The following is a 22713-nucleotide window of genomic DNA, read 5'->3' as shown; positions in this document are numbered from 1 at the left end:
AGCTAGGAGGAGCGCAATGTCATCTTTGCCCGTACACTTTCCCATAAGGTATTTAAATGAGGATTGTGGTTATCTTTCGCGCGATACAAACGAATGTCCAGTGGCACATGCCAGCGATCATCACCCGCTATAGCAACCTTATTAAAAGCAATAGACTCTTTCACTAAGCGTTCTGGCAACCAACCTAAACCGTAACCTTCTTTCACCATGGCCTTGATACTCGCAGAGTGCAGATTAGTAGTGAGTAACTGCAAATGGGGCGCTTCCGCTTGACGTTGCAAATGATGCGAAATGGCCGGTGCCATAAAAGCCTCATCATCGTAACTGATATAAGGAATGGGTTGTTTACGAGTACCTGGTAGAGTGTGAATAGGTTGCCCGAAGCTATCGACACCTGAACAAGGCACCAACGTTTCTCGGGCAATAGTAATGAACTCAAATTGGCTTTCATCCAAGTCATTCAAAAAGTGCATGGCAGGGTGCCAAAAACACATCATTAAGTCGCTTTCATTAGAGGTCATCGCATTAATGAAGTCACTGCCTGACCATGCACTCGACTTCATATTGACATCTAATTCCACCCCCAGCTCTTGGCATAGTGGTTCAATGGCATTGCGATAAAACTCTAAAAATAAGGTTTGCGTTGTGACAAAGCGAATTTGCGACTGTTCGTCTTCCTTAATTTGCAGGCAGCGAGCTTTGGTTTCCCGTATGTGTCGTGTGATCAATTCAGCACTTTGCAAAAACACTTCCCCGGCGGGTGTTAAAGACAAAGGCAAAGTGTTGCGGTCTACCAAGGTCACTTTCATTTCTTCTTCTAGTAACTTAATACGTCGACTGAAGGTCGGTTGGGTCACATTTTGCTCATCCGCGGCCCGAGAAAAGTGCCGAGTTCGCGCTAAGGCAATAAAGTCTTCGAGCCACCTTATTTCCATAATCGGCCCTCCTCAATGCCATGGCAGGCCACTGAGCTGTTATCTTCTTGCAGCTTGAGTTCTGGCACTTGCTCAAAGCATCGTTGAGTTGCATAAGGGCAACGATTTGCAAAGCTACACCCTTCAATCGCTTGATATACCTTAGGCACTTCTCCGCTTAAATGGGAGGTGGGCTCATCCAGCTTATCAAGCCTTGGCATGGAGGCTAATAACGCTTGAGTGTAGGGGTGCTTAGCATGAGAAAATAAGGTGTCTCGGTCTGCAATTTCGCATACTCGCCCCAAATACATCACCACTACACGACTGGCAAAATGCTCAACCACCGCCAAATCATGAGTGATAAATAAGTAGGTCAAACCGTGCTCAGCTTGTTTATCCATCATCAAGTTCAGCACTTGCGCTTGTACAGATACATCTAAAGCCGCTAATGGCTCATCAGCAATGATCAATTCAGGCCCGACAGACAGGGCTCTCGCTAACGAAATTCGCTGTCTTTGACCACCCGAAAACTCATGGGGAAAACGGTCCTCAGCATCTTGGCCTAACCCTACCGACTCAAGTTGCTCTAAAATCAGTTGGTCTTGTTGCTTTCGAGTCAACTCAGGATGATGCAGTGCTACCGCTTCTAGCAGAATTTGATAAACCGTCATTCTTGGATTTAGCGAGGCATAGGGGTTTTGAAACACCATCTGCATGTTCTTTCGATATGGCATTCTTTGTTTATCATTCATGGCGGAAATTTCTTCACCTTGATAAAGCACCAGCCCTGAATCCGGTTTTTCTAGCCCTATTAGAACTCTCGCTAAGGTGGATTTACCGCAACCGGTTTCACCAACGATACATAAGGTTTCACCACGTTCGACACTAATATCAACGCCATTGAGTGCATGAACACCTAGCTTGAGCCTTTGTTTCTTACTGCGCCATGGGCTAAACCAGCCACGGCGAACAGGGAAGCTTTTATGCAAACCTTGTAGGCGAATCAACTCAGTCATCTTGATTCCCCTCGTTACTAACCAGTTCTTCTAACAAAAAGCAGGCCGCAATCGACACATCGGTATTAATAAAACCCGGTTCTTTTTTTCTGCAACGCTCGGTAGCGTAGCGACAGCGAGGGTGAAAAGCACAACCTGTTGGCCTTTCCATGGGACTCGGCATATTACCTGTAATTTGGTTTAACCTTTGACCTGGTAACGCCATCTGAGGCAAGGCATTTAACAAGCCCTGAGTGTAAGGGTGCTGAGGGTCATTAATGATCTCTAACGTGGCCCCTTGCTCAACAATTTTGCCCGCATACATGACTAACGTGCGTTCACTGATCCGAGCGACAACGCCAAAATCATGGCTAATAAAAATCAGAGCCACCCCATGAGTTTCACACACCGTTTTTAAGAGTTGGATGATTTCCGCCTGAATAGTAACGTCTAAAGCCGTGGTGGGTTCGTCGGCAATGATCAATTCCGGACGCAGCAATAGTACTATGGCAATGATGACCCTTTGACGCATCCCCCCTGACAATTCATGGGGGTACTGATCAAATCGCTGAATCGGTGACGATATTTGCACCTGTGCGAGCTTATCAATGGCCATGCGTCTTGCATCCCGATAACTAATACGAGTATGCGAACGAATGGCTTCCACCATTTGAGCTCCAATACTTAGCACAGGATTAAGAGACAACATCGGGTCCTGAAAGATCATGGCAATGCGGTGGCCACGGATTTCTTGCCATTTACGTGCCGACAGTTTAGTAAGTTCTTTTCCCCGTAGACTCACTGACCCTGACTCAATATAGCCAGGTTTACTTAATAGTTGTGTAATCGCCGCACCAAGCAAAGATTTACCGGCTCCAGACTCTCCAACTATGGCTAAGCGCTCTCCCGCCTGTATAGAAAAGTTAATATCCGTAAGAGCTTTAATGTCTCCCTGCGGGTGCTTAAAGTTAACGTTTAAGTGTTTCACACTCAGTAAGCTCATGATTCTGCCCTCAACCTAGGATTCAAGTGATCCCGTAACCAATCTCCTAATAGGTTCATGACAAAAATCAATACAATAAGAGTCAGACTAGGGAACACACTGATCCACCAGCTGCCAGCAAACAAATAGCTAAAACCCGATGAAATAAGTGCCCCTAAAGAGGGTTGAGTAGGAGGCATACCCAGCCCCAAAAATGATAAGGCGGCCTCAGCAACAATGGCATTCGCAATTTGCACTGAAAAAATCACCAGCACAGGCGACACAGTATTCGGAAAAATATGCCGAAACATAATCCGAGTACGACTCACGCCAATGATTCTAGCGGCATCCACATACTCTTTTTCACGTTCCGCAAGGACATTTGCCCTAACAATACGCGCAAAAATAGGCCATTCAGCCAAACCAATCACTAGAATAATCATTACCATGGCCAGTTCTTGGTAAGCAGTGTGACCAAATACAGCTTGAAACACGGCAACGGCAATGATCGCCACCATCATGGTTGAAAAAGAGAGTTGAATGTCTGCACAGCGCATTAGAAAGTTATCAATCCGCCCACCCAGGTAGCCAGAAAGTAAGCCGATACAAACGCCAATCACTACCTGTAAGATGACAGCCATCACCCCTATGGTGAGTGACAAACGTGTACCGTGAAGAATCACTGTTAATAAATCTCGCCCTTGGGCATCTGTACCGAGCCAGAATCGACTGTCACCAGCTTGCCAATAAGGAGCGATTTCCGCATTAATCAAGTCCATAAAGTTAGGATCATGGATATCATAAGGAGCCAGCAATGGGGCGAGTATGGAGACCAAACAATAAAAAGCTAAGATCAACAAAGCAAAAAGAGCGAATTTATCCCCCAACAAAGCGTAGCCTAGGTGCCTCATTCGGCTATGAGATAATGGCGGCAAAGGTTTCATACTCATAAAGTATTCCCCGCAATTCGTACTCGAGGATTAACCAGCCCGTAGATTAGATCTACCAAGGTATTACTGATCACGAAAATGCCACCCACAACAATGAGGTATGCAGAAATTAACGGTGCGTCCACTCTCGTGACTGCATCCATGAACATATACCCCATGCCCGGCCATTGGAAAACAGTTTCTGTGATGATGGTATAAGCCACCAAAGTACCCGCTTGAATACCACCAACTGTAATAACAGGAAGCATGGTGTTTTTTAACGCATGGACAAAATAAATACGTGGTGCAGATAACCCCTTAGCCCACGCAAAACGCACATAATCACTTTCTAGAACATCTAACATTTCTGCTCGAATAAGGCGCACAAAAATGGGAGTTAGCACAAAGGCTAAAGACACACTGGGTAGAACTAAATGAGAGATTCCATCCCAATTAGTCAGTCCTGAAGGCCAAAAACCCAATAGCATGTCCGTTTCTCCACGCCCAAAACTTGGTAGCCACTGAGCTTCTACTGACACAAAATACACTAAAAAAATGGCCACGATAAAAATGGGCACAGACAAGCCTAAGGTACTGATAAAAAGCAACATACGACTGATAACATGCTTAGGATGAATCGCAGCAAACATACCAGAGGGTATGGCAATCACGAGTACCAGTATAAAGGCACAAAACGCCAATTCGAAAGTCGCAGGAAGGCGGTCTAGGATAACATCTAAAGTGGGCTCTTTATAATAATATGAAACACCAAAATCCCCATGCAATACCTGCTTCAAAAAGCGCCCATACTGCACTATAAAAGTGTCTTCGAGACCCAGCTCTTGCCGTAACGCCTCACGTTCAACGGGAGTGACACTTTGACCAACAAACTGCTGGGTTGGGTCACCAAGTTTCCCCTGCACCACAAAGCTAACAAGGCTAATGGTTAAAAGCACCAAGATAGCCTGTAATGTTCGGCGTGCTAAAAAACTCAACATACTATTTTTTACTCTTCCTCTATGTGACTAACGAGGTCACCGAGATACGGAAAGTTCTGAAAATTTAAAACCGCATCAATGTCAACGTGCTTACTAGCCGCCCAAATAATGGCCTGCCAATGTAAAGGGACGACCACAAAGTCATCGTGAATTTGTTGCTCAATGTTCTGTAGCATGGTCTGCCTAAGTGCCGGATTTAACTCATGATTCGCCGCATCAATAGCCTTATCGAGCTGCGGGTTGCAATAACCGTTGGCATTATAAACACCACGGCCAGTTTCACCACTCTGACAGGCAAAAAGAAACTCATAAATATTGTTGGAATCTAGGGTGTCGGACTGCCAGCCCAGCATCATAATGTCGGCAGCCCGCTTGTCTAATTGCTGAAAGTATTGGGCTTTCGGCAAGGTTTTGAGAGCCACCTTAATGTTAATTTTATCCAACATTCCTACCACCGCTTGAGCTATATGCTCATCGCTCATATAACGGTTATTAGGTGCAATAAATGTCAGTTCAAAACCTTCTTGATAACCAGCTTGTTTCATTAATTGGCGCGCTCTCTTAAGATCATAAGAGGGCTTAAGCTGAGCTTTATGACCTAAAAACTGCGGTGCACTTACTTGCCCTGCAGCCAGCCCATAGCCTCGCAAGATTTTATCCACTATCAGCTCTTGGTTAATAGCGAGATTAATGGCTTCACGCACACGAATATCTCGCAGTTCTGGGCGTTTTTTCTGGTTTAGTTGCAGCATCAAAATTCGACTACTGACGAGGGAAGCAAGTTGCAAATCGGGCTGCCTTTTGACCCGAGCCACATCAATAGGAGACAAGGAGGTTATAACATCCACATCTTGGGTTAATAGTGCCGATAGCCGAGTGGAGTCTGAACGAATGGGCAACCAAACAAGGTGCTCTACATTTCCAAGGGAGGCCTTATCCCAATAATTTGGGTTGCGCGCAAAGACGAGTTTTTGCCCTGGCTGGCGCACTTCTACGACATAAGGTCCTGTGCCAGAAGCATGGGCAGAAGCAAATGAACGCCCAAATTTAACGATCTCGTCACGGCCTTGGTAGAAAGCGCTATCAATGGGAAACACCAATGCCAGCATATTAAGCATCAAAGGGTACGGAGAACGGGTCACCAAGAGCAGGCTATTGTCGCTTTCCACAACAACCGACTCTAATATGCTGAATAAAGCTTTAAAGTCAGTAGAGCGCTTTAACCTTTGTAACGTATAAGCAACATCTTCAGAGCGTAATGGGTTACCTGAGTGGAACTTAACGCCCTCTCGTAGGCTAATTCGCCAGGTTTTATCATCTAACTGTTGCCATTGGGTTGCCAGTCTAGCTTCAAACTCACCATCATTTGTCCAACGAACCAGAGGATCAAATACGAGATGCGAATACTGTAAAGCCCCTTCTGACAGTTGCTCATGAGGGTCTAACGAAATGGGGTCTGCATCTAACGCAAAAGTGACTGTCTGTGCATAACTTGAAACGACACTGACACTGAAAAGGAACACACAAAAAAACCGCAACATAAAACTGCCCTATTATTATCACACCAGCCCTGCAACTGGGTGTTTTTTCTCTGATACTAGCAGTCTTAAGCAAAAAACACACCGTATCTGCCAACCATCTAAAAGTGCTTAATAGAAAAAAAAGCGCCCAGTTACGGGCGCCAACAAGCAACAAAAGGTTGTAGGCATCGCACTGGTTAAGCGGCACCTTGTTCAAATATTTCTATGCGTTTTTCTTCTACTCCATGACACGCAATTAGTTGCCCGCCCTCTTCACTTCGAAGTGTGGGGCTCTCCTCCTGACAACGAGCGTTAGCGTACTGGCAGCGGCCATGGAACGCACATCCCGAAGGCGGATTTAGAGGCGATGGTAACTCACCTTCCAATTTAATACGCTTACGACGCTTTTCTGGGGATAGTTGCGGCGTACTGGATAACAAAGCTTGTGTATAAGGGTGACGTGGCGACTCAAAAAGCTGTTGAGCAGTACCTTGTTCTACCACCTTGCCTAGGTACATCACCATGACTTCGTCAGCAATGTGCTCTACCACAGACAAATCATGAGAAATAAATACGTAACTCAGACCAAACTCTTTTTGCAGATCCATCATTAGGTTCAAAACCTGCGCCTGTACTGACACATCCAGTGCCGATACCGGCTCGTCTGCCACAATCACTTGTGGATCAAGCATCAGACCTCGCGCTATCGCAATACGTTGCCTTTGACCACCTGAAAACATGTGCGGATAACGATCATAATGTTCCGTTTTTAAACCTACTTTAGCCATCATAGCCATTGCTTTGGCTTTGCGCTCAGCCTTGCTCATGTCCGTGTTGATTAATAGAGGCTCTTCTAAAATCGCACCAATCTTCTTACGTGGGTTTAACGATCCATAAGGGTTTTGGAAAATTATCTGGATCTTTTGACGCAAAGTTCTCTGGGCTGATTTTGTTAAGGTTAGTAAGTCTTCACCCTCGCTATCTAGCCTTCCATCTGTTGGCGTTTCTATCATGGTGAGCATGCGCCCAAGAGTCGATTTACCGCACCCAGATTCACCAACAACAGCTAAGGTTTTACCCTTCTCTAAGGTGAAGCTAACACCATCGACCGCCTTTACAACGGCATCGGGTTTAAACATGCCCTGCTTAACTTGATAATGCTGCTTTAGATTCTCTGCTTTTAAAATTAATGACTGGCTCATGCGGCAGGTCTCCCCATTGCATCCAAAGGCGTATGACACTTAACTTGACGGCCTAATGGACCTTGATTTTCTGGTTCTACGTTTTTGCAGTGCTCTGTTGCATATGGGCAACGTGGGCTAAGTAAGCAACCTTGTGGACGGTCATACTGGCCGGGTACTACCCCAGACAAAGCATCGAGTCGCTCTTTTCCAGCTGCCGACTCAGGCAATGAAGCTAACAGAGCTTGGGTATATGGATGCTGAGGCTGACTAAACACTTCAGAAGCGGGACCAGATTCCACAATTTGTCCTGCATACATAACAATGACTCGATGAGCCACTTCTGCCACTAATGCTAGGTCATGAGTAATGAGCACCAAGCCCATTTTCTTTGTACGTTGTAGATCAATAAGTAAATCAATGATTTGAGCTTGAATGGTCACATCTAAGGCGGTGGTTGGCTCATCAGCAATGAGTAAACGAGGGTTACAAGCAATGGCAATGGCGATCATCACTCGCTGGCTCATACCACCAGACAGCTGATGCGGATACGCTGATAAGCGCGTTTCAGGGGCAGGAATTCCCACCTGCGTTAACAAATCAATGGCTCTTTGACGTAGCTCTTGTTTGCTGCCGCCTTGGTGTGTTTTTAATGCTTCAATGATCTGATAACCCACGGTAAAACAAGGGTTTAAACTGGTCATTGGGTCTTGGAAGATCATCGCAATATCAGAGCCAGTAAGCTTACGACGTTGTTTTTCTGGCATGGACAATAGGTCTTGCCCGTCAAACGTTAATTGCTCAGCGCTGACTTTACCTGGGTAATCAATCAATCCCATCACAGATAAAGAGCTCACACTCTTACCTGAGCCGGACTCCCCAACGATACCAAGGACTTCCCCTTCTTCTACCTGGTAACTAATGTTATCAACAGCCTTAAAATTGCCGAAGCTGACAGATAGGTTTTGTAGTTTTAATAAAGACATATCTTGCTCCTACTGCTTTAACTTTGGATCTAAGGCATCACGTAAGCCGTCACCCATGAGGTTAAACGCTAATACCGTGATCAGAATCATCAGTCCTGGAAAAGTCACTACCCACCAAGCTCGCTGTACGAACTGCAAAGCGTCCGCCAACATGCTTCCCCACTCAGGGGTTGGGGGTTGTGCCCCTAAGCCAAGAAAGCCCAAAGCAGCCATATCCAAGATAGCCGTAGAAAAGCCTAAAGTTGCTTGTACGATTAACGGAGCCAAACAGTTTGGCAAAATACAAACAAACATGAGTCGTAACGGACCTGCGCCAATAACGCGAGACGAGGTAACATAGTCACGGGACATTTCCGCCAGTGTTGCTGCGCGAGTTAAACGCACATAGTGAGGCAAAGACACAATTGAAATCGCTAATGCTGCATTCACAATACTAGGGCCAAGTACCGCAACAATCGCAATGGCCAAAAGCAAGCTCGGCATGGCCAGCATGATATCGACGATACGCATAATCAGGGTATCTACAATACCTTTGCAGTAGCCCGCCAATAAACCAAGCAATATGCCCATGGCAAGCGAAGCCGTTACCGCAACCAAGCCAACTGCTAACGACAAGCGTGCACCATGAATTAAGCGCGAAAGGATATCACGGCCAACATCGTCCGTGCCTAGAACATAAGCCCAACTTCCGCCATCTAACCAAGCTGGCGGCAACAAAAGAGCATCACGAGTTTGCGCAGAAGGAGAATGGGGGGCAACCCAATTGGCGAATACCGCCATAAAACAAATAATACAGATGAATATAAGACCAGCAACAGCCCCCTTGTTGCTACTAAAGTAGTGCCAAAATTCCTGAAAAGGAGTCCTTGGTGCTGGTGCAGAAAGTGTTTGAGTCGTCATAAATGTATCCTTAGCGACTGTGTCTAATTCTTGGGTTCACAATGCCGTAGGCAATGTCGACCAACAGGTTGACCACAATGATAATGGTGGCAACAATCAAAATTCCGCCTTGTACAACAGGATAATCACGACGCCCGATAGACTCGATTAACCACTTACCAATACCAGGCCAAGCAAAAACGGTTTCGGTTAGAATGGCACCCGATAGAAGAATACCGATTTGCAAACCTATTACAGTAATAACAGGGATCAGTGCATTACGTAGCGCGTGTACCACAATGACACGCCAAGGGGCGATGCCTTTTGAACGAGCAGTACGAATGTAATCTTCACTGAGCACTTCTAGCATCGAAGAGCGAGTCATACGGGCAATCACCGCCATAGGAATCGTACCGAGCACAATACTTGGCAAGATCAAATGAGAAACCGCTGAACTAAACGCCCCTTCTTCGCCGGATAAAATGGAGTCAATCAGCATGAAGCCGGTTACATCATCGATCCAGAAAATCACATCAATTCGCCCAGATACAGGGGTCCACCCCAAGGTGACCGAGAACACTAGCATGAGCAATAACGCCCACCAGAAAATCGGCATGGAGTAGCCGGTTAATGAAAAGGTCATTACCGAATGATCTAAAAGCGTACCGCGTTTTACCGCGGCAAAAATGCCAGCGGGCAAACCAATAAAAATTGCGAACACAGCGGCACAAAACGCCAGCTCAATGGTGGCAGGAAAAAGCGTTAAAAACTCGCTTAAAACAGGCTCTTTGGTAATCAGAGAATTGCCTAAATCACCCTGTAAAACTCCACCTACATAGCGAAAATACTGAATATATAAAGGTTGATCAAAGCCTAGCTGAGCACTTAACTCAGCGTGTCTTTCTGCGCTAACACCACGTTCACCGGCCATTACTTCAATGGGGTCACCTGGTATTAATCGAATTAGGGTAAAGGTTAGTAAGGTAATACCAATAAAGGTGGGTATTACTAAACTCAGCTTTCGGAAGATAAATTGAAACATATCTGAGTGGCTCTCTTGCTTTTAAGACGATCAAGAGGTGAGCGTTATGCTCACCTCTCGGTCTACAATGATGCCATTCCACACGACACCACTGTATTAGCCCATTAGGGCTTACTTGCTTAGGCTTACATTGTAGAAGTAGTGACCACCAAGTGGGTCGATCTTGTAGCCTTTCACTTCTTGACGGATTGGCTCGTACACAACAGAGTGCGCAACGGTAATCCAAGGTGCTTCACGTTTGAACACGACCTGTGACTCTTCATACAACTTAGTACGCTCAGCTTTGTCAGAGGTACGTTTTGCCGCAAGAAGCAGATTGTTAAACTCTTCATTACACCATTGAGCACGGTTTGAACCACCTACGGCATCACAACCTAGTAATACGTATAGGAAGTTGTCTGGGTCACCATTATCACCAGTCCAACCCAATAGCACGGTTTCATGCTCACCTTTCTTAGAACGGTTTAGGTATTCACCCCATTCGTAAGAAACGATCTCAGCATTTACCCCTACTTTTTTCCAATCCTCTTGTACAATTTCCGCCATACGACGAGCATTTGGGTTGTAAGGGCGCTGTACAGGCATTGCCCAGATATTCGTGTCGAAACCGTTCTCATAACCCGCTTCTTTCAATAGTTGCTTCGCTTTAACAGGATCATATGGGTAATCCTGAATGTTCTTGTTGTAAGACCACATAGTAGGTGGAATTGGGTTTTTCGCAGCTTTACCTGCTCCTTGAAAAACCGCATCGATGATCGCAGATTTATCCGTCGCTAGGTTCAACGCTTGACGTACGCGAATATCGTCGAAAGGTTTTTTCTGAGTATTAAATGCTAAGTAACCTACGTTTAAGCCTTCTTGGCTCATTAGGTTAATGTCTTTGTCTTTTTCCATTTGTGCCAAATCAGCTGGATTTGGGTATGGCATCACATGACACTCACCCGCTTTTAGCTTGGCATAACGTACTGACGCATCTGGGGTAATCGCAAATACCAAACGGTCAATGTCAGCTTTACCTTTCCAGTAGTCTTTAAACGCGGTGTAACGGATTAAAGAGTCTTTTTGGTATTGCACTTTTTGAAAAGGACCAGTACCAACTGGGTTGATATCCAGTTGCTCTGGAGTGCCTTTTTTCATTAGATAATCTGCTTGCTCGGCAGAGAAGATAGACGCGAAATCCATAGCTAAGTTAGCGACAAATGGCGCTTCTGGCTCGGACAATACAAATTTTACTGTGTAATCATCAACACGAACGATGTCTTTGATTAGTGTTTCCATACCCATGCCACTGAAGTACTCGTAAGAGCCGCCAGATACCGTATGGTAAGGGTGTTTTTTGTCCCACTGACGTGCAAAAGTGAAGATCACATCGTCGGCATTAAAATCACGTGTCGGTTTGAAGTCTTTACTAGAATGGAACTGAACACCTTTACGTAAATGGAAGGTGTATTCAAGGCCGTCTGCTGATACGTCGTAGCTTTCTGCAAGACCTGGCTCAGTATCGGTCGTCCCTAATTTGAATTCAACTAAGCGGTTGAACATGTTTTTTGAAGTAGCGTCGAAAGTTGTACCCGATGTATAAAACGCTGGGTTAAAACCTTCTGGACTACCTTCTGAACAATATACCAAGGTTGAGGCGGCATTTGCGGACGTGGACATTGCTCCTGCAGCGACAAGCGCTAGAGATAGAGCCGTTAACCCTTTTTTCATGCTAGTTCTCCAGTTTCGAATTTTAGTGTGATTCTTGTATGGCAATGGCGTTCAAACCCTAAGTTTTAATGCCGACTACCCTTCTAACTTTTTGACACTTTGCAATAAATGCGCAAAAACAGTGTTATTGAAGAGTACTCAAGCTTACAAAAATCACCAATCGAAATAATGAGAGAGGCTATACAAATGACGTATACACTTTTTAAATAACAAAATTAGCCCTTATTTTTCATAAGGTTAATTATATTTTAAAGATGCCAACTAGTAAGAAAAGTGTCAGTTTTATTGTTGTCACAGGTTCAAATACGACGTCGAGCAGGCGATTTCGCTCTTTTGTCTATCCATAAAAAAGAGGAGTAGAGAGCGCAATTGCTATCTACTCCTCAGTGTACTCTTAAGGAAAGTTCGTTAGACGTTTTTGTCGCTTTCGGACTGCTCAGACACTTCGCTTTCAGTGGTGTCTATTTTCTTTATTGTCCAACCCATGACGCCAAACAAAATAGTAATTAAAGGCGAGAGCCAGCAGAAAAATGCAAAAGGTAAGTAAGCAATTGTAGCCACACCAAGAGTAGCCGCTTGGTAAGCTCCACCCGAGTTCCAAGGTACTAGGTTAGCGGTTACTGTCGCGGAATCTTCCACCGCTCTAGATAAATTCTCTGGTGCTAAACCGCGATCACGATACGCCTGCGCATACGTTCTAGCTCCCATTACGATAGACATATATTGATCACATAAAATCATGTTAGAGCCGATACAAGTCAGTACGGTAGACACAATCAAGGATCCATTAGATTTCGCTAAAGTTAATACTTTATCAGCAATGGCTTTCAACTGCCCCGTTCGCTCCATAATGCCGCCAAACATCATGGCGGTAAAAACAAGACTGATGGTATACATCATAGAGTCCATACCACCACGAGTCAGTAACGAGTCTACATCCTCATTACCAGTCGCACCTTCAAAGCCTGCGAATGCGGAAGTAATAAGGGCTTCATAACCTGCGCCTTGAAGCCCAATTGCAATAACCACAGCAGATAAAATACCAATGGTGATGCCAGGGATAGCAGGCATTTGTCGATAAGAGACAAACATGACTAACAGCGGAGGAAGTAGCATGGTAATGTTAATCACAAAGTGCTCATCTAATAGACTACGAATGGTCTCTATTCGTTCAATATTCCCTGCCGCTCCTGCATATTGAAAGCTTAGCACCGTCTCAATAATAAGCGTGAGAATAAATGCCAAACCAGTGGTGTAGGACATGTGTTTAATGTGTGTGAACAAATCTGTGCCCGCCAAAGCAGGTGCCATGTTTGTTGTATCAGATAAGGGCGACATTTTATCGCCAAAATAGGCTCCCGAAAGCACAGCTCCAGCAACCAAAGGCAGAGGAAAACCAAGTCCAGAGCCGATTCCCATGAGGGCAACCCCTATTGTGCCCGTCGTCCCCCAGCTTGTGCCTGTTGCTAGAGACGTTATTGCACAAATAATCACAGTGGCAGGCAAGAAGAAACTAGGAGAAAGGACGTTCAAACCGTAATAGATTAAAGTGGGGACAACACCCGCTAGAATCCATACCCCGATTAAAATCCCAACAAGAATGAGAATAATGGTCGCTGGCAGAGCATTTGTTATGCCATTCACCATACCATTTTGTATAGCACTCCAACTAAAACCACATCGCATTGCAACAACAGCAGCCACAATGACACCCATTAACATAGGAATTTGAGGGTCAAGCCCATAAATCACAATAGAAACACTTATTCCTAAGACAAGTGATGCTAAGGATATGATGGATTCCCAGAAAAAAGGCATTCGAGCCCCGGATGGTATATCTGCATTCATCGTGTTCTCCTTTTTAATATTTTTTTATCATTTAACCACAAAGAAAAGATAAACATCCCTTCGCAATCTTAGTGCCAAAAACATAAAAAAAGACAAAAAAAATGATAATACAAATATAATTTGGAATTGATTATTTTCTTGAAAATTAATTTTTAAAATAGAAGAAAAACAAAATATAATTAGTTAGAGAAAAAACAAAAACGAAAAAAAAGGTCGCCTTTTCGAAGAAAAAACTTGGAACGCCCCTATAAAGGACACAAAAAAACAGTATTGCCCCGATTTTTAGCAAATGCATGACATAGCTAAGCCACTTTCAAGTGGCATAGCGATATAGAACAATAAAGAAGGCAGCTTATCGCAGTGTATTTAAGTCTACATGGGTAAAAGGTTTGTTCTCTTCCATCACGACATAGCTGTTAATTGTCGCCAGGTAGTTTGAGCTGCTGATTAACTTATTATTTATCTGCAAGTATTCAGGCATATCGCGACATACAATTTTTAAGATTAAGTCACACTCACCGCTCACTGTATAGTACTCAACAATCTCTGGAATCGAGTCTACCATTTCTTTGAAAGCAATGAATTCTTGATGAGTATGCCCCTTTAGATACACACCCGCAATACAGGTAACTGAGCGACAAACTTTAAATAAATCTACCTTAGCATGGTAGTTACTGATCACTCCTTCTTCTTCAAGGTGTCGTAAACGTAATGAGCAAGAGCTGGGCGCAAGGTCAACCTGACGCGCCAACTCTTGATTCGAAACCCTTCCGTCTCTTTGTAAGATATCTAAGATCTTGTAATCTATATCATCTAGCTTTTTCATTATTTTCGCCTACTGACCTTATTGTGGTTTTATGATTTTGGCCTATTTTAGAAGCAGTTTAATTTAAATAATCAATCTCTAAAAGATACTAAATAAGGTTTTCAGCCTTTAAAGTAATGCAAAAACCAAATCATATTACAAATAGTTTTTTCGGCGCATTAAAAAGATAAAAGCAACACCGCCAATCATTCCTGTAAGGACACCAATTGGCATATCTTCGGGGGAAATAATGACTCTCGATAAGATATCAGCCGCCACTAGAAATAGAGCGCCTAGTAACATAGAAAGTGGTAGCACTTTGCGGTAGTCCCCTCCTACCAGTAAACGAACGACATGGGGAACCATGAGCCCAACGAACCCTATAATGCCAGAAAACGCCACGGCAGCTCCGGTTAACAAAGAACAAACCACTATCACGATCAAGCGGAAGCGAGTAACAGGAACGCCTAATGTACTAGCACTTTCATCTCCCAGTGTCATGGCATTTAAATAACGCGCATTGTAAATAAGATAGGTTCCTCCAGCCATTAAGGCGATCGCTGGAAACCATAACTGCTCCCATTGGGCGAGCCCTAAACCACCTAGCATCCAGAAAATAACGGTATGAGAAGACTTATGATCTCCCACAAAAATAAGCAAACTACCAGCCGCTGAAATAACAAAAGACACCGCTACTCCCGCTAGCACTAATTGCCCAGCACTTTGGGCAACAGAAAAGTTCGAGACTATTAGCACTAAGAAAGTAGCGAATAACGCACCAACAAAGGCAAATACAGGCAAAGTCAGTGCTCCCAGAACCATACCTGTATACAGTAGAGCAATAACGGCTCCTAATGCTGCTCCAGACGACACTCCGAGCAAATGTGGGTCAGCCAAAGGATTACGAGTAACCGACTGCAAAGCGGCACCCACTATTGCCAAGGCCCCACCAACCACCGCGGCCAATAATGCTCTTGGAAATCGCACGGTCCATATAATGGTTTCACGGCCTTTTGACCAAAACGGCTCAATAGAACTCAGCGATAATTTATGCGCCATTACCCCCCATACTGTCGATTGCTCTATAGCAACAGCACCTAATCCGATCGCAAAACTAATACTTGCGACCAAAAGAGAGAGAAGAAGAAGGATTAATAGTACAAAGGGCATGTTCCCAAGGAGCATGCCTGATGCTTTCTTGTTACTCATGAATTATGTCTAAAGGCCTTGGCTAAGCGCTTAATAGCCGCGATATTCTGAGGGCCTGGTGTCGCCTCAACATACTCCAATACAACAAAACGATTATTTTTAACCGCAGGAATATGAGAAAAAGCCGGATTGTTGCGCATGAAGGCTATTTTTTCTGCCGCCGTCACTTCTCCATAGTTAACAATAACAACCACTTCTGGCTCACGGTCAATAACCGCTTCCCAACCAATTCGGGTCCAGCTTTTGGCCACATCGTCAACAATGTTTTTTCCACCTGCGGCTTCAATTAAAGCGTTTGGCATGCCTAAACGACCAGAAGTGAAGGGCTCTTTTTCGCCCGAGTCATACACAAAGACACTTGGCTTAGTCTCTAGTGGCGATAAAGTACTTTGAAAATCCACTAAGTCTTTTTGATAACTGGCCACCAAGGCTTGAGCCGCATCTTCTTTATTAAAAATCTTACCTAGATTTAAAATATCAGTGTACATATCTTCAATAGAGGCTTTTTCTTTCGACATAATATGAATACAGCTTTCAGTAAGCTCATATACGTTTATGCCTAATGGCGCTAGCGTGTCAGGGGTTACTCCACCACCGACTTTCATGCCGTAGTTCCAGCCCGCAAAGTAAAAATCGGCATCGGCTCCTAACAACACTTCTTTTGTTGGGTACTTTGGCGATAATTCAGGTAGTTCACCAATCCCTTCGCGAATGCTTGGGTGCAAAGTCTTCCAGCCCGACACGCCTGAAAACCCCACCATACTGTCCTGAAGTTTTAGAGCCAACATCATTTCGGTTAAGTTCACATCGTTCGATACCGCCGCCTTTGGCGCTTGTTCAAAAACCACTTCTCGGTCACAACTCTGCACCGTTACAGGGTAATGGGCGGCAAACGATGAGTGAGTTGCCAATACTGCCATTGCACTCACACAAGTAGAAAGTAAGACTCGGTGGAAGCGGCCATTGGTTATTAAAGACATGAAAACTCCTAATGTTTAAAGATCGTAGCTAAAGGTAAAAAGAAAATCGGGGCCGTTGTGTCACAGGGTGCTCATCAATAACAGTCTCCACCTCAAACACTTGTTTAATACTCTGCGGCGTAAAAGCATCACTTGGAGAGGAAATAGCTTGTATTTCACCATGTTGCATCACTAACACACGATCTGCATAAGTTGAGGCTAGAGCTAAATCATGTAATGAAACAATCACTGTGCATGGCAACTGAGATAGCAACGTCAAAATTTCTAATTGATGACGAATATCCAGGTGATTGGTTGGCTCATCTAATATCAAAACATCAGGGCGTTGAATCAGAGCCCGTGCAATCATCACCCGCTGACGCTCTCCGCCAGAGAGCGTATCGAACACACGCGTAGCAAGATGACTAACATTCACCAGCGCCATCACTTCTTCAACTAAAGCGCAATCCGTCTTTGAACGACGCCAAGCCCGAGCGCTGGGCGTGAGCCCAATCTCAATCATCTCAAAAACGGTTAAGCCAAATTGCCCACTGCTTTCTTGTAATACTGTCGCGATTCGTTGTGCAGATTGGCGAGGGGACAAAGACCAAAGGTTCTTACCGTCTAGTAGTACCTGTCCTTGAGTCGGTTTATTTATGCGGTAAATACAGCGCAAAAGGGTTGTCTTACAGGAACCATTGGGCCCGACTATGGCTAAAAATTCTCCCGCTTCCACCTTCATGTCTATATTCTTCAGCAAGGGGCGCTTTTTATCTGGCCCCCAACAAACACGGCTAAGCTCAATGCTTGCTGGCGTGCAATTATTATAAAGAGACGATAGCGCCTGACTTTGGGATGAATGTTGGGATGATACTTGAATTGTCATTTTGGAAATCAACTGAATAATATTGTTACATTATAACATTTTGAGACATTTTCTATCTAGCTGTTAAAGATGAAAAATCTGCATGAGAACATGTTCAAGTAGCAACTTAACAGAAAAGCACAGGTTATTGTTTAAAAGCTGATCGCCTTTATTATGACGAACCGATTAACCAACTTTTTAGCCAATTCAGAAAGTTTGATTGCATGCGTTAGATCAAAAAACAGATGAGAAAAAAGCAGGGCGTTTGGCTGTTACAGTGCAGAGGGAAGAAGGGGAAATCATGTTTCCCCTATAAAAGATGAAATTTAAGGCTGATAAGGTAATGAAGATTGATGAAGAATAATGCGCACTTTACCGTCGTCACATTCTTTAAAAACAAAACTCTTATTCACAAAAATATGACTGTCATCGCTACCGATGAAATGCACATTGCATTGCACTATGGCTAGATCGTTATGCAATATGAAATCTTCTTTGCTGTACCAAACTTTAACCCAAGGCTTAAGTTTAAAACCGTTATCATCTGGAAACTCACTGTTACCACCAACAAAATAAGACAGTGCTCCCTCTTTTGTTGGTCGGTAAGTTTGTTGGCCAAACGTTTGTGTCGGTTTGAACAGCACACGGCCATTGTCATAGTCGTAATTATCCGTGAGAACTTGCTGCGAAAAGGCTTTTGCATCACCTCCTGAAGCGTAGATCTGCCCTACTTTTACAACATTGTCGCACCAGGTTTGCAACGCGGTGTATGCCATTTCCTTAGTAAACATAACGTATTATTTCTCCTTTTTCAGGCGCAGTCCTGCCGCTTTCGTAATATGAAAACTGGCTGTAAAAACGTCGCTTATGGTGTGGAAGGGTATGAATCTAGGCCCAGAAACATAATTGTTACGGTACATAGTAACATAATAAAAAAGTAAATTTTTTACACCAATTTGAAAGTATTTAGGTTCTATTGTCAGTTTACTTCTCAAGACACTAATTATTGAGCCCACCTAAAGCAAAAAAACCAAGTAATCACATTAGCTCCCAAAAAGCTTCCACTAATGGGTTTTTAAGGTTTTTCTGTAAGGCAAATAGCCCGATATCATAGGGTTCTAACTCTGGTTGTACATCTAATACTCGGATTCGATCAACCAGCGGACTGTTATCCAACACAATTTTGGGTACCACACCCACACCAAACCCTAGGCTCACCATGCTAACAATGGCCTCATTGCCTGTTACTTGAGCGTAAATAGTGGGGGTAATGCCTTGCTGTCGAAACCAGTCGTCAATGTGATCCCGTGAGACCCCGCTTTCTGACAGTATCATAGGGATGCGAGCCCAATCTTTTGGGTTCGTTGGCGCTTGTGATGGCACATTTGGGAGTTGCTGCTCTAAAGGGCCAATAAATAATAACGGAGATATAGCTAGGGGTTTGAAGGCTAGGCTACGATTCATCTTGGCTGGTCTAGCTGCAATGGTAATGTCTTCTTTTCCGTCTAGAATATGGGCAATGGCATGTTCTGGGTCCCCCGTTCTTAGCTTTATCTCAATGCCTGGGTGAGCAATGCGGAACTGATTCAACAAATCATAAAGAAAGCTATAACTGGCCGTCACGGAACCATACAGGCTAATCTCCCCTTTCAATAAGGCAGATTGATCTGTGAGCTCGTGACGAATTAGGTTCCACTGACTACTGGTTTCTCGGGCGTACTCTACAAAACGCAGACCTTCTTGAGTGAGTGTGACGGTACGATTGTCTCGATTAAACAATTCAACCCCTAGCTCTTCTTCTAACTGGCGAATATTACGAGACAGCGCTGAAACACTAATGTGACACTCTTCACTGGCGCGACCAAAATGTAAGCTTTCTGCCAAAGATAAGAAGTGCTTCAAAGATCGAATATTCATATAGTAGACCTTATATAGAGTGTTGCAAAATATGGGATATTATATTGCAAATATATCAATTTACGAAAGAAAAGCATTTGCTTATAGTGACATCACTCTTAGCAAGATCACCCTTATAAATCCTGTTGAGAAACCCAATTTACAGATCAAGCTGAAGCCAGTTTGATCAAGGACGATAAACATAATAGGTGCAACCATGTCTAATAACTACTTTAATACCTTACCGCTACGTGAGCAGCTGGCTCAGTTAGCAAAATGCCGCTTCATGGACAGTTCTGAATTTGCCGATGGCGTAGAAGCTCTAAAAGGCAAAAAAATGGTCGTTATCGGTTGTGGTGCGCAAGGTCTTAACCAAGGTTTGAACCTACGTGACAGTGGTTGTGACGTATCTTATGCACTTCGCCCTGAAGCCATTGAACAAAAACGCCAGTCATGGAAAAACGCGACTGAAAATGGCTTCACTGTTGGCACTTACGAAGAGTTAATCCCTACTGCTGACGTAGTATTGAACCTAACACCTGATAAGCAGCACACTGCGGTTGTAACTGCCGTTATGCCTCTTATGAAGCAAGGCGCTTGCCTATCTTACTCTCACGGTTTCAACATTGTTGAAGAAGGTATGCAAATCCGTGACGATCTAACCGTTATCATGGTAGCACCTAAGTGCCCAGGTTCTGAAGTACGTGCTGAATACGTTCGTGGTTTCGGTGTACCAACATTGATCGCAGTTCACGAAGACAACGACCCTAAAGGTGAAGGTCTTGCACTAGCAAAAGCTTACGCAGTTGGTACTGGCGGTCACAAAGCAGGCGTTCTAATGTCTTCTTTCATTGCCGAAGTTAAATCTGACCTTATGGGTGAGCAAACTATCCTATGTGGTATGTTGCAAACTGGTTCTATCCTTTGTTTCGACAAAATGGTTGAAGAAGGTATTGACGCAGGTTACGCATCTAAACTTATCCAATATGGTTGGGAAACCATTACTGAAGCACTTAAGTATGGCGGCGTGACTAACATGCTAGACCGTCTTTCTAACCCAGCTAAGATCAAAGCATTTGACCTTTCTGAAGAGCTAAAAGTCATCATGCGTCCTTTGTACAACAAGCACCAAGACGACATCATCAACGGAACTTTCTCTCGCGTTATGATGGAAGACTGGGCGAACGATGACAAAAACCTTCTTGGCTGGCGTGCAGAAACAGCTGAAACTAACTTCGAGAAAACACCTGCTGGCGATGTAGAAATCTCTGAGCAAGAATTCTTCGATAAGGGTATCTTGATGGTTGCTATGGTGAAAGCGGGTGTTGAGCTTGCATTCGAAACTATGACTGCTGCGGGTATTATTGCTGAGTCTGCTTACTACGAGTCTCTACACGAAACACCACTGATCGCGAACACCATCGCTCGTAAGAAACTATACGAAATGAACGCGACTATCTCTGATACAGCAGAGTACGGTTGTTACCTATACAACCACGCTTGCCTACCTCTACTAGGCGACTTTATGAAAAGCATAAAAACTGATGTAATCGGTAAAGGTCTTTCTGTAGAAGACAACGGCGTAGACAACGCTCGCTTGATCGAAGTTAACGAAGCACTTCGCTCTCATCCTGTAGAAGCGATTGGTAAAGTACTTCGCGGCCACATGGCTGACATGAAAAAAATCGTTTAATACTTTTTAAAGATAAAACTTAAAAGCCAAGGCATTTTTTGCCTTGGCTTTTTTATTGGCGGCTCATTAATTGTCAGCCTACTGGAAACGTAATGCGCCGCTGGATGCGCAGCACCCATGATTCCATTAAACTCCACCCCGCATACACGAGGGCTGCACCCTGTGCGTCAAATTCTCTGAGCGAATCCTGACCTACGCATTAACAATAACTTTGTTTAATATCTTGAACGATCACATCAAGTCGTGATGCCTGCAGGCACAAAATCTATGTCAAAACGCCTTCTGCAAGTTTTTTCTTCGTCTTTTTTACTTTTTATTCCCACTTAAAAAGTGTAAACAAAAAGATTACGCACTCTCTTTAAATGCACATTTTAATTATTTCACCCTTAATTAAAATAATCATGGTGTTGCTAACATTCTTCTTACCTGCTATTTGAATCTTTCTTCCTTATTTTTTTAATCCTTCAACTTTCCTTATGAAATCGAACGATTTTGCGCATTTTATCGATTATACGAATCAAAAAGGGAAGCGCCTCTCAAGCTCTTTTTATTTAAATTTAAAAAGCTATTATACATTCCATCGAAAGCAAACATGCTTAATAAACAAAATCTAATCGGAAAACATATTCCGAAATATGAGGGGAAATATTATGAACACATTTAAAAAATCTGCCATCGCTCTTTTTGCCACTGCTGTTATGACTTCTGGTGCATTTGCAAACACAGACGACAGCCCGATCGAACAAGTACGTACTGCTAAAGCAGGTGTTGATGCGCTAGCTAAAACTCTTGAGCTTCAAGGTGTAGCGGTAGATGCCAGCGTTAACCTAAGCGGTGCACATACGTTCGCTGAAAAAGAAGCAGCTTACCAAGCTAAATATGCTGAGCTTCAAGCACAATTTAACAACCTAGCGTCATAAGCTAGTTTAAAACCAAAATAAAGGCCGAATGTGATTCCATTCGGCCTTTTTATTATCCATGTATCACCTAAAACCGTGTGTCCGTTAGATGCGCAACGCCAATGTTTACATCAATATCCATTGGGATGATACGTCGCCTAATCGTAGGGCGCCGTTAGGCCGAAGGCCGTAATGCGCCGTTGGGTGCGCAGCACCCATGGTTACCTCCCATTTGGATTATTCGTTACCAAATCGTAATGCGCAGCGCCCGTGATTCCATTAAACTCCATCCTGCATACACGAGGGCTACACCCTGACCTACGCATTAACAATAACTTTGTTTAATATCTTGAACGATCACATCAAGTCGTGATGCCTGCAGGCACAAAATCTATGTCAAAAT

General features: G+C 44.0%; 20 protein-coding genes. 2 read left to right on the top strand and 18 right to left on the bottom strand.

The window, feature by feature from the left end; genetic code table 11:
* Nucleotides 1-2: 2 nt before the first annotated feature.
* The 18 genes from ACYVGZ_RS05240 to ilvY all read right to left on the bottom strand — a co-directional run bounded on the left by ACYVGZ_RS05240 (nt 3) and on the right by ilvY (nt 19739).
* The gene (locus ACYVGZ_RS05240; protein WP_460752193.1) at nt 3-935 is read right to left on the bottom strand and encodes a LysR family transcriptional regulator; all 933 of its coding nucleotides are present in this window, start codon (nt 933-935) and stop codon (nt 3-5) included.
* The gene (locus ACYVGZ_RS05235) at nt 926-1930 is read right to left on the bottom strand and encodes an ABC transporter ATP-binding protein (RefSeq protein WP_460752190.1); all 1005 of its coding nucleotides are present in this window, start codon (nt 1928-1930) and stop codon (nt 926-928) included. The genes ACYVGZ_RS05240 and ACYVGZ_RS05235 overlap by 10 nt, the downstream gene beginning before the upstream one ends.
* Nucleotides 1923-2912 carry an ABC transporter ATP-binding protein gene (locus ACYVGZ_RS05230; protein ID WP_460752187.1) on the bottom strand — a complete coding sequence of 330 codons (990 nt, stop codon included), beginning with the start codon at nt 2910-2912 and terminating at the stop codon, nt 1923-1925. The genes ACYVGZ_RS05235 and ACYVGZ_RS05230 overlap by 8 nt, the downstream gene beginning before the upstream one ends.
* A complete protein-coding gene (locus ACYVGZ_RS05225; protein WP_460753722.1) occupies nt 2909-3835 on the bottom strand; it encodes an ABC transporter permease in 927 nt (308 codons plus the stop codon). Before ACYVGZ_RS05225 ends, ACYVGZ_RS05230 begins: the two co-directional genes overlap by 4 nt.
* A gap of 2 nt (nt 3836-3837) precedes the next feature.
* Nucleotides 3838-4818 carry an ABC transporter permease gene (locus ACYVGZ_RS05220; protein ID WP_460752185.1) on the bottom strand — a complete coding sequence of 327 codons (981 nt, stop codon included), beginning with the start codon at nt 4816-4818 and terminating at the stop codon, nt 3838-3840.
* Nucleotides 4819-4826: 8 nt separating this feature from the next.
* Complete coding sequence (locus ACYVGZ_RS05215) at nt 4827-6359, bottom strand: ABC transporter substrate-binding protein (protein WP_460752182.1); 1533 nt, start codon at nt 6357-6359, stop codon at nt 4827-4829.
* A 176-nt stretch (nt 6360-6535) separates the two neighbouring features.
* On the bottom strand, nt 6536-7540 hold the full coding sequence (locus ACYVGZ_RS05210; RefSeq protein WP_460752179.1) for a peptide ABC transporter ATP-binding protein: 1005 nt from the start codon (nt 7538-7540) through the stop codon (nt 6536-6538).
* The gene (gene dppD, locus ACYVGZ_RS05205) at nt 7537-8505 is read right to left on the bottom strand and encodes a dipeptide ABC transporter ATP-binding protein (RefSeq protein ID WP_460752177.1); all 969 of its coding nucleotides are present in this window, start codon (nt 8503-8505) and stop codon (nt 7537-7539) included. Before dppD ends, ACYVGZ_RS05210 begins: the two co-directional genes overlap by 4 nt.
* 9 nt (nt 8506-8514) lie before the next feature.
* Nucleotides 8515-9405, bottom strand: coding sequence for a dipeptide ABC transporter permease DppC (gene dppC, locus ACYVGZ_RS05200; RefSeq protein ID WP_460752174.1), 891 nt, complete (start codon nt 9403-9405; stop codon nt 8515-8517).
* 10 nt (nt 9406-9415) lie between these two features.
* Complete coding sequence (locus tag ACYVGZ_RS05195) at nt 9416-10426, bottom strand: ABC transporter permease subunit (RefSeq protein ID WP_460752171.1); 1011 nt, start codon at nt 10424-10426, stop codon at nt 9416-9418.
* Between the two features lie 111 nt (nt 10427-10537).
* On the bottom strand, nt 10538-12136 hold the full coding sequence (locus ACYVGZ_RS05190; protein WP_460752169.1) for an ABC transporter substrate-binding protein: 1599 nt from the start codon (nt 12134-12136) through the stop codon (nt 10538-10540).
* Nucleotides 12137-12544: 408 nt separating this feature from the next.
* Nucleotides 12545-13984 (bottom strand): Na+/H+ antiporter NhaC, encoded by a 1440-nt coding sequence (nhaC, locus tag ACYVGZ_RS05185; protein ID WP_460752166.1) that lies wholly within the window; start codon nt 13982-13984, stop codon nt 12545-12547.
* A gap of 352 nt (nt 13985-14336) precedes the next feature.
* Nucleotides 14337-14810, bottom strand: a complete 474-nt coding sequence (locus ACYVGZ_RS05180; protein ID WP_460752164.1) for an Lrp/AsnC family transcriptional regulator — start codon at nt 14808-14810, stop codon at nt 14337-14339.
* A 135-nt stretch (nt 14811-14945) separates the two neighbouring features.
* Complete coding sequence (locus ACYVGZ_RS05175) at nt 14946-15998, bottom strand: FecCD family ABC transporter permease (RefSeq protein WP_460752161.1); 1053 nt, start codon at nt 15996-15998, stop codon at nt 14946-14948.
* On the bottom strand, nt 15995-16978 hold the full coding sequence (locus ACYVGZ_RS05170; RefSeq protein ID WP_460752158.1) for an ABC transporter substrate-binding protein: 984 nt from the start codon (nt 16976-16978) through the stop codon (nt 15995-15997). Before ACYVGZ_RS05170 ends, ACYVGZ_RS05175 begins: the two co-directional genes overlap by 4 nt.
* A gap of 28 nt (nt 16979-17006) precedes the next feature.
* Nucleotides 17007-17843: an ABC transporter ATP-binding protein gene (locus tag ACYVGZ_RS05165; RefSeq protein WP_460752155.1), complete on the bottom strand. Its 837-nt coding sequence runs from the start codon at nt 17841-17843 to the stop codon at nt 17007-17009.
* 305 nt (nt 17844-18148) lie between these two features.
* The gene (locus ACYVGZ_RS05160; RefSeq protein WP_460752153.1) at nt 18149-18613 is read right to left on the bottom strand and encodes a hypothetical protein; all 465 of its coding nucleotides are present in this window, start codon (nt 18611-18613) and stop codon (nt 18149-18151) included.
* A gap of 247 nt (nt 18614-18860) precedes the next feature.
* On the bottom strand, nt 18861-19739 hold the full coding sequence (gene ilvY / locus ACYVGZ_RS05155) for an HTH-type transcriptional activator IlvY (protein ID WP_460752150.1): 879 nt from the start codon (nt 19737-19739) through the stop codon (nt 18861-18863).
* A gap of 196 nt (nt 19740-19935) precedes the next feature.
* On the opposite strand from ilvY, the gene ilvC reads away from it, so the two are divergent.
* Together ilvC and ACYVGZ_RS05145 are read left to right on the top strand one after the other, a co-directional pair.
* On the top strand, nt 19936-21411 hold the full coding sequence (gene ilvC / locus ACYVGZ_RS05150) for a ketol-acid reductoisomerase (protein WP_460752148.1): 1476 nt from the start codon (nt 19936-19938) through the stop codon (nt 21409-21411).
* Between the two features lie 650 nt (nt 21412-22061).
* Complete coding sequence (locus ACYVGZ_RS05145) at nt 22062-22331, top strand: hypothetical protein (RefSeq protein ID WP_460752145.1); 270 nt, start codon at nt 22062-22064, stop codon at nt 22329-22331.
* The last annotated feature ends 382 nt before the right edge of the window (nt 22332-22713 follow it).

Source organism: Marinomonas epiphytica, from assembly GCF_054780655.1.
Note: the sequence above shows the minus strand (reverse complement) of the source record. Positions and strands in the feature narration are given on the sequence as shown.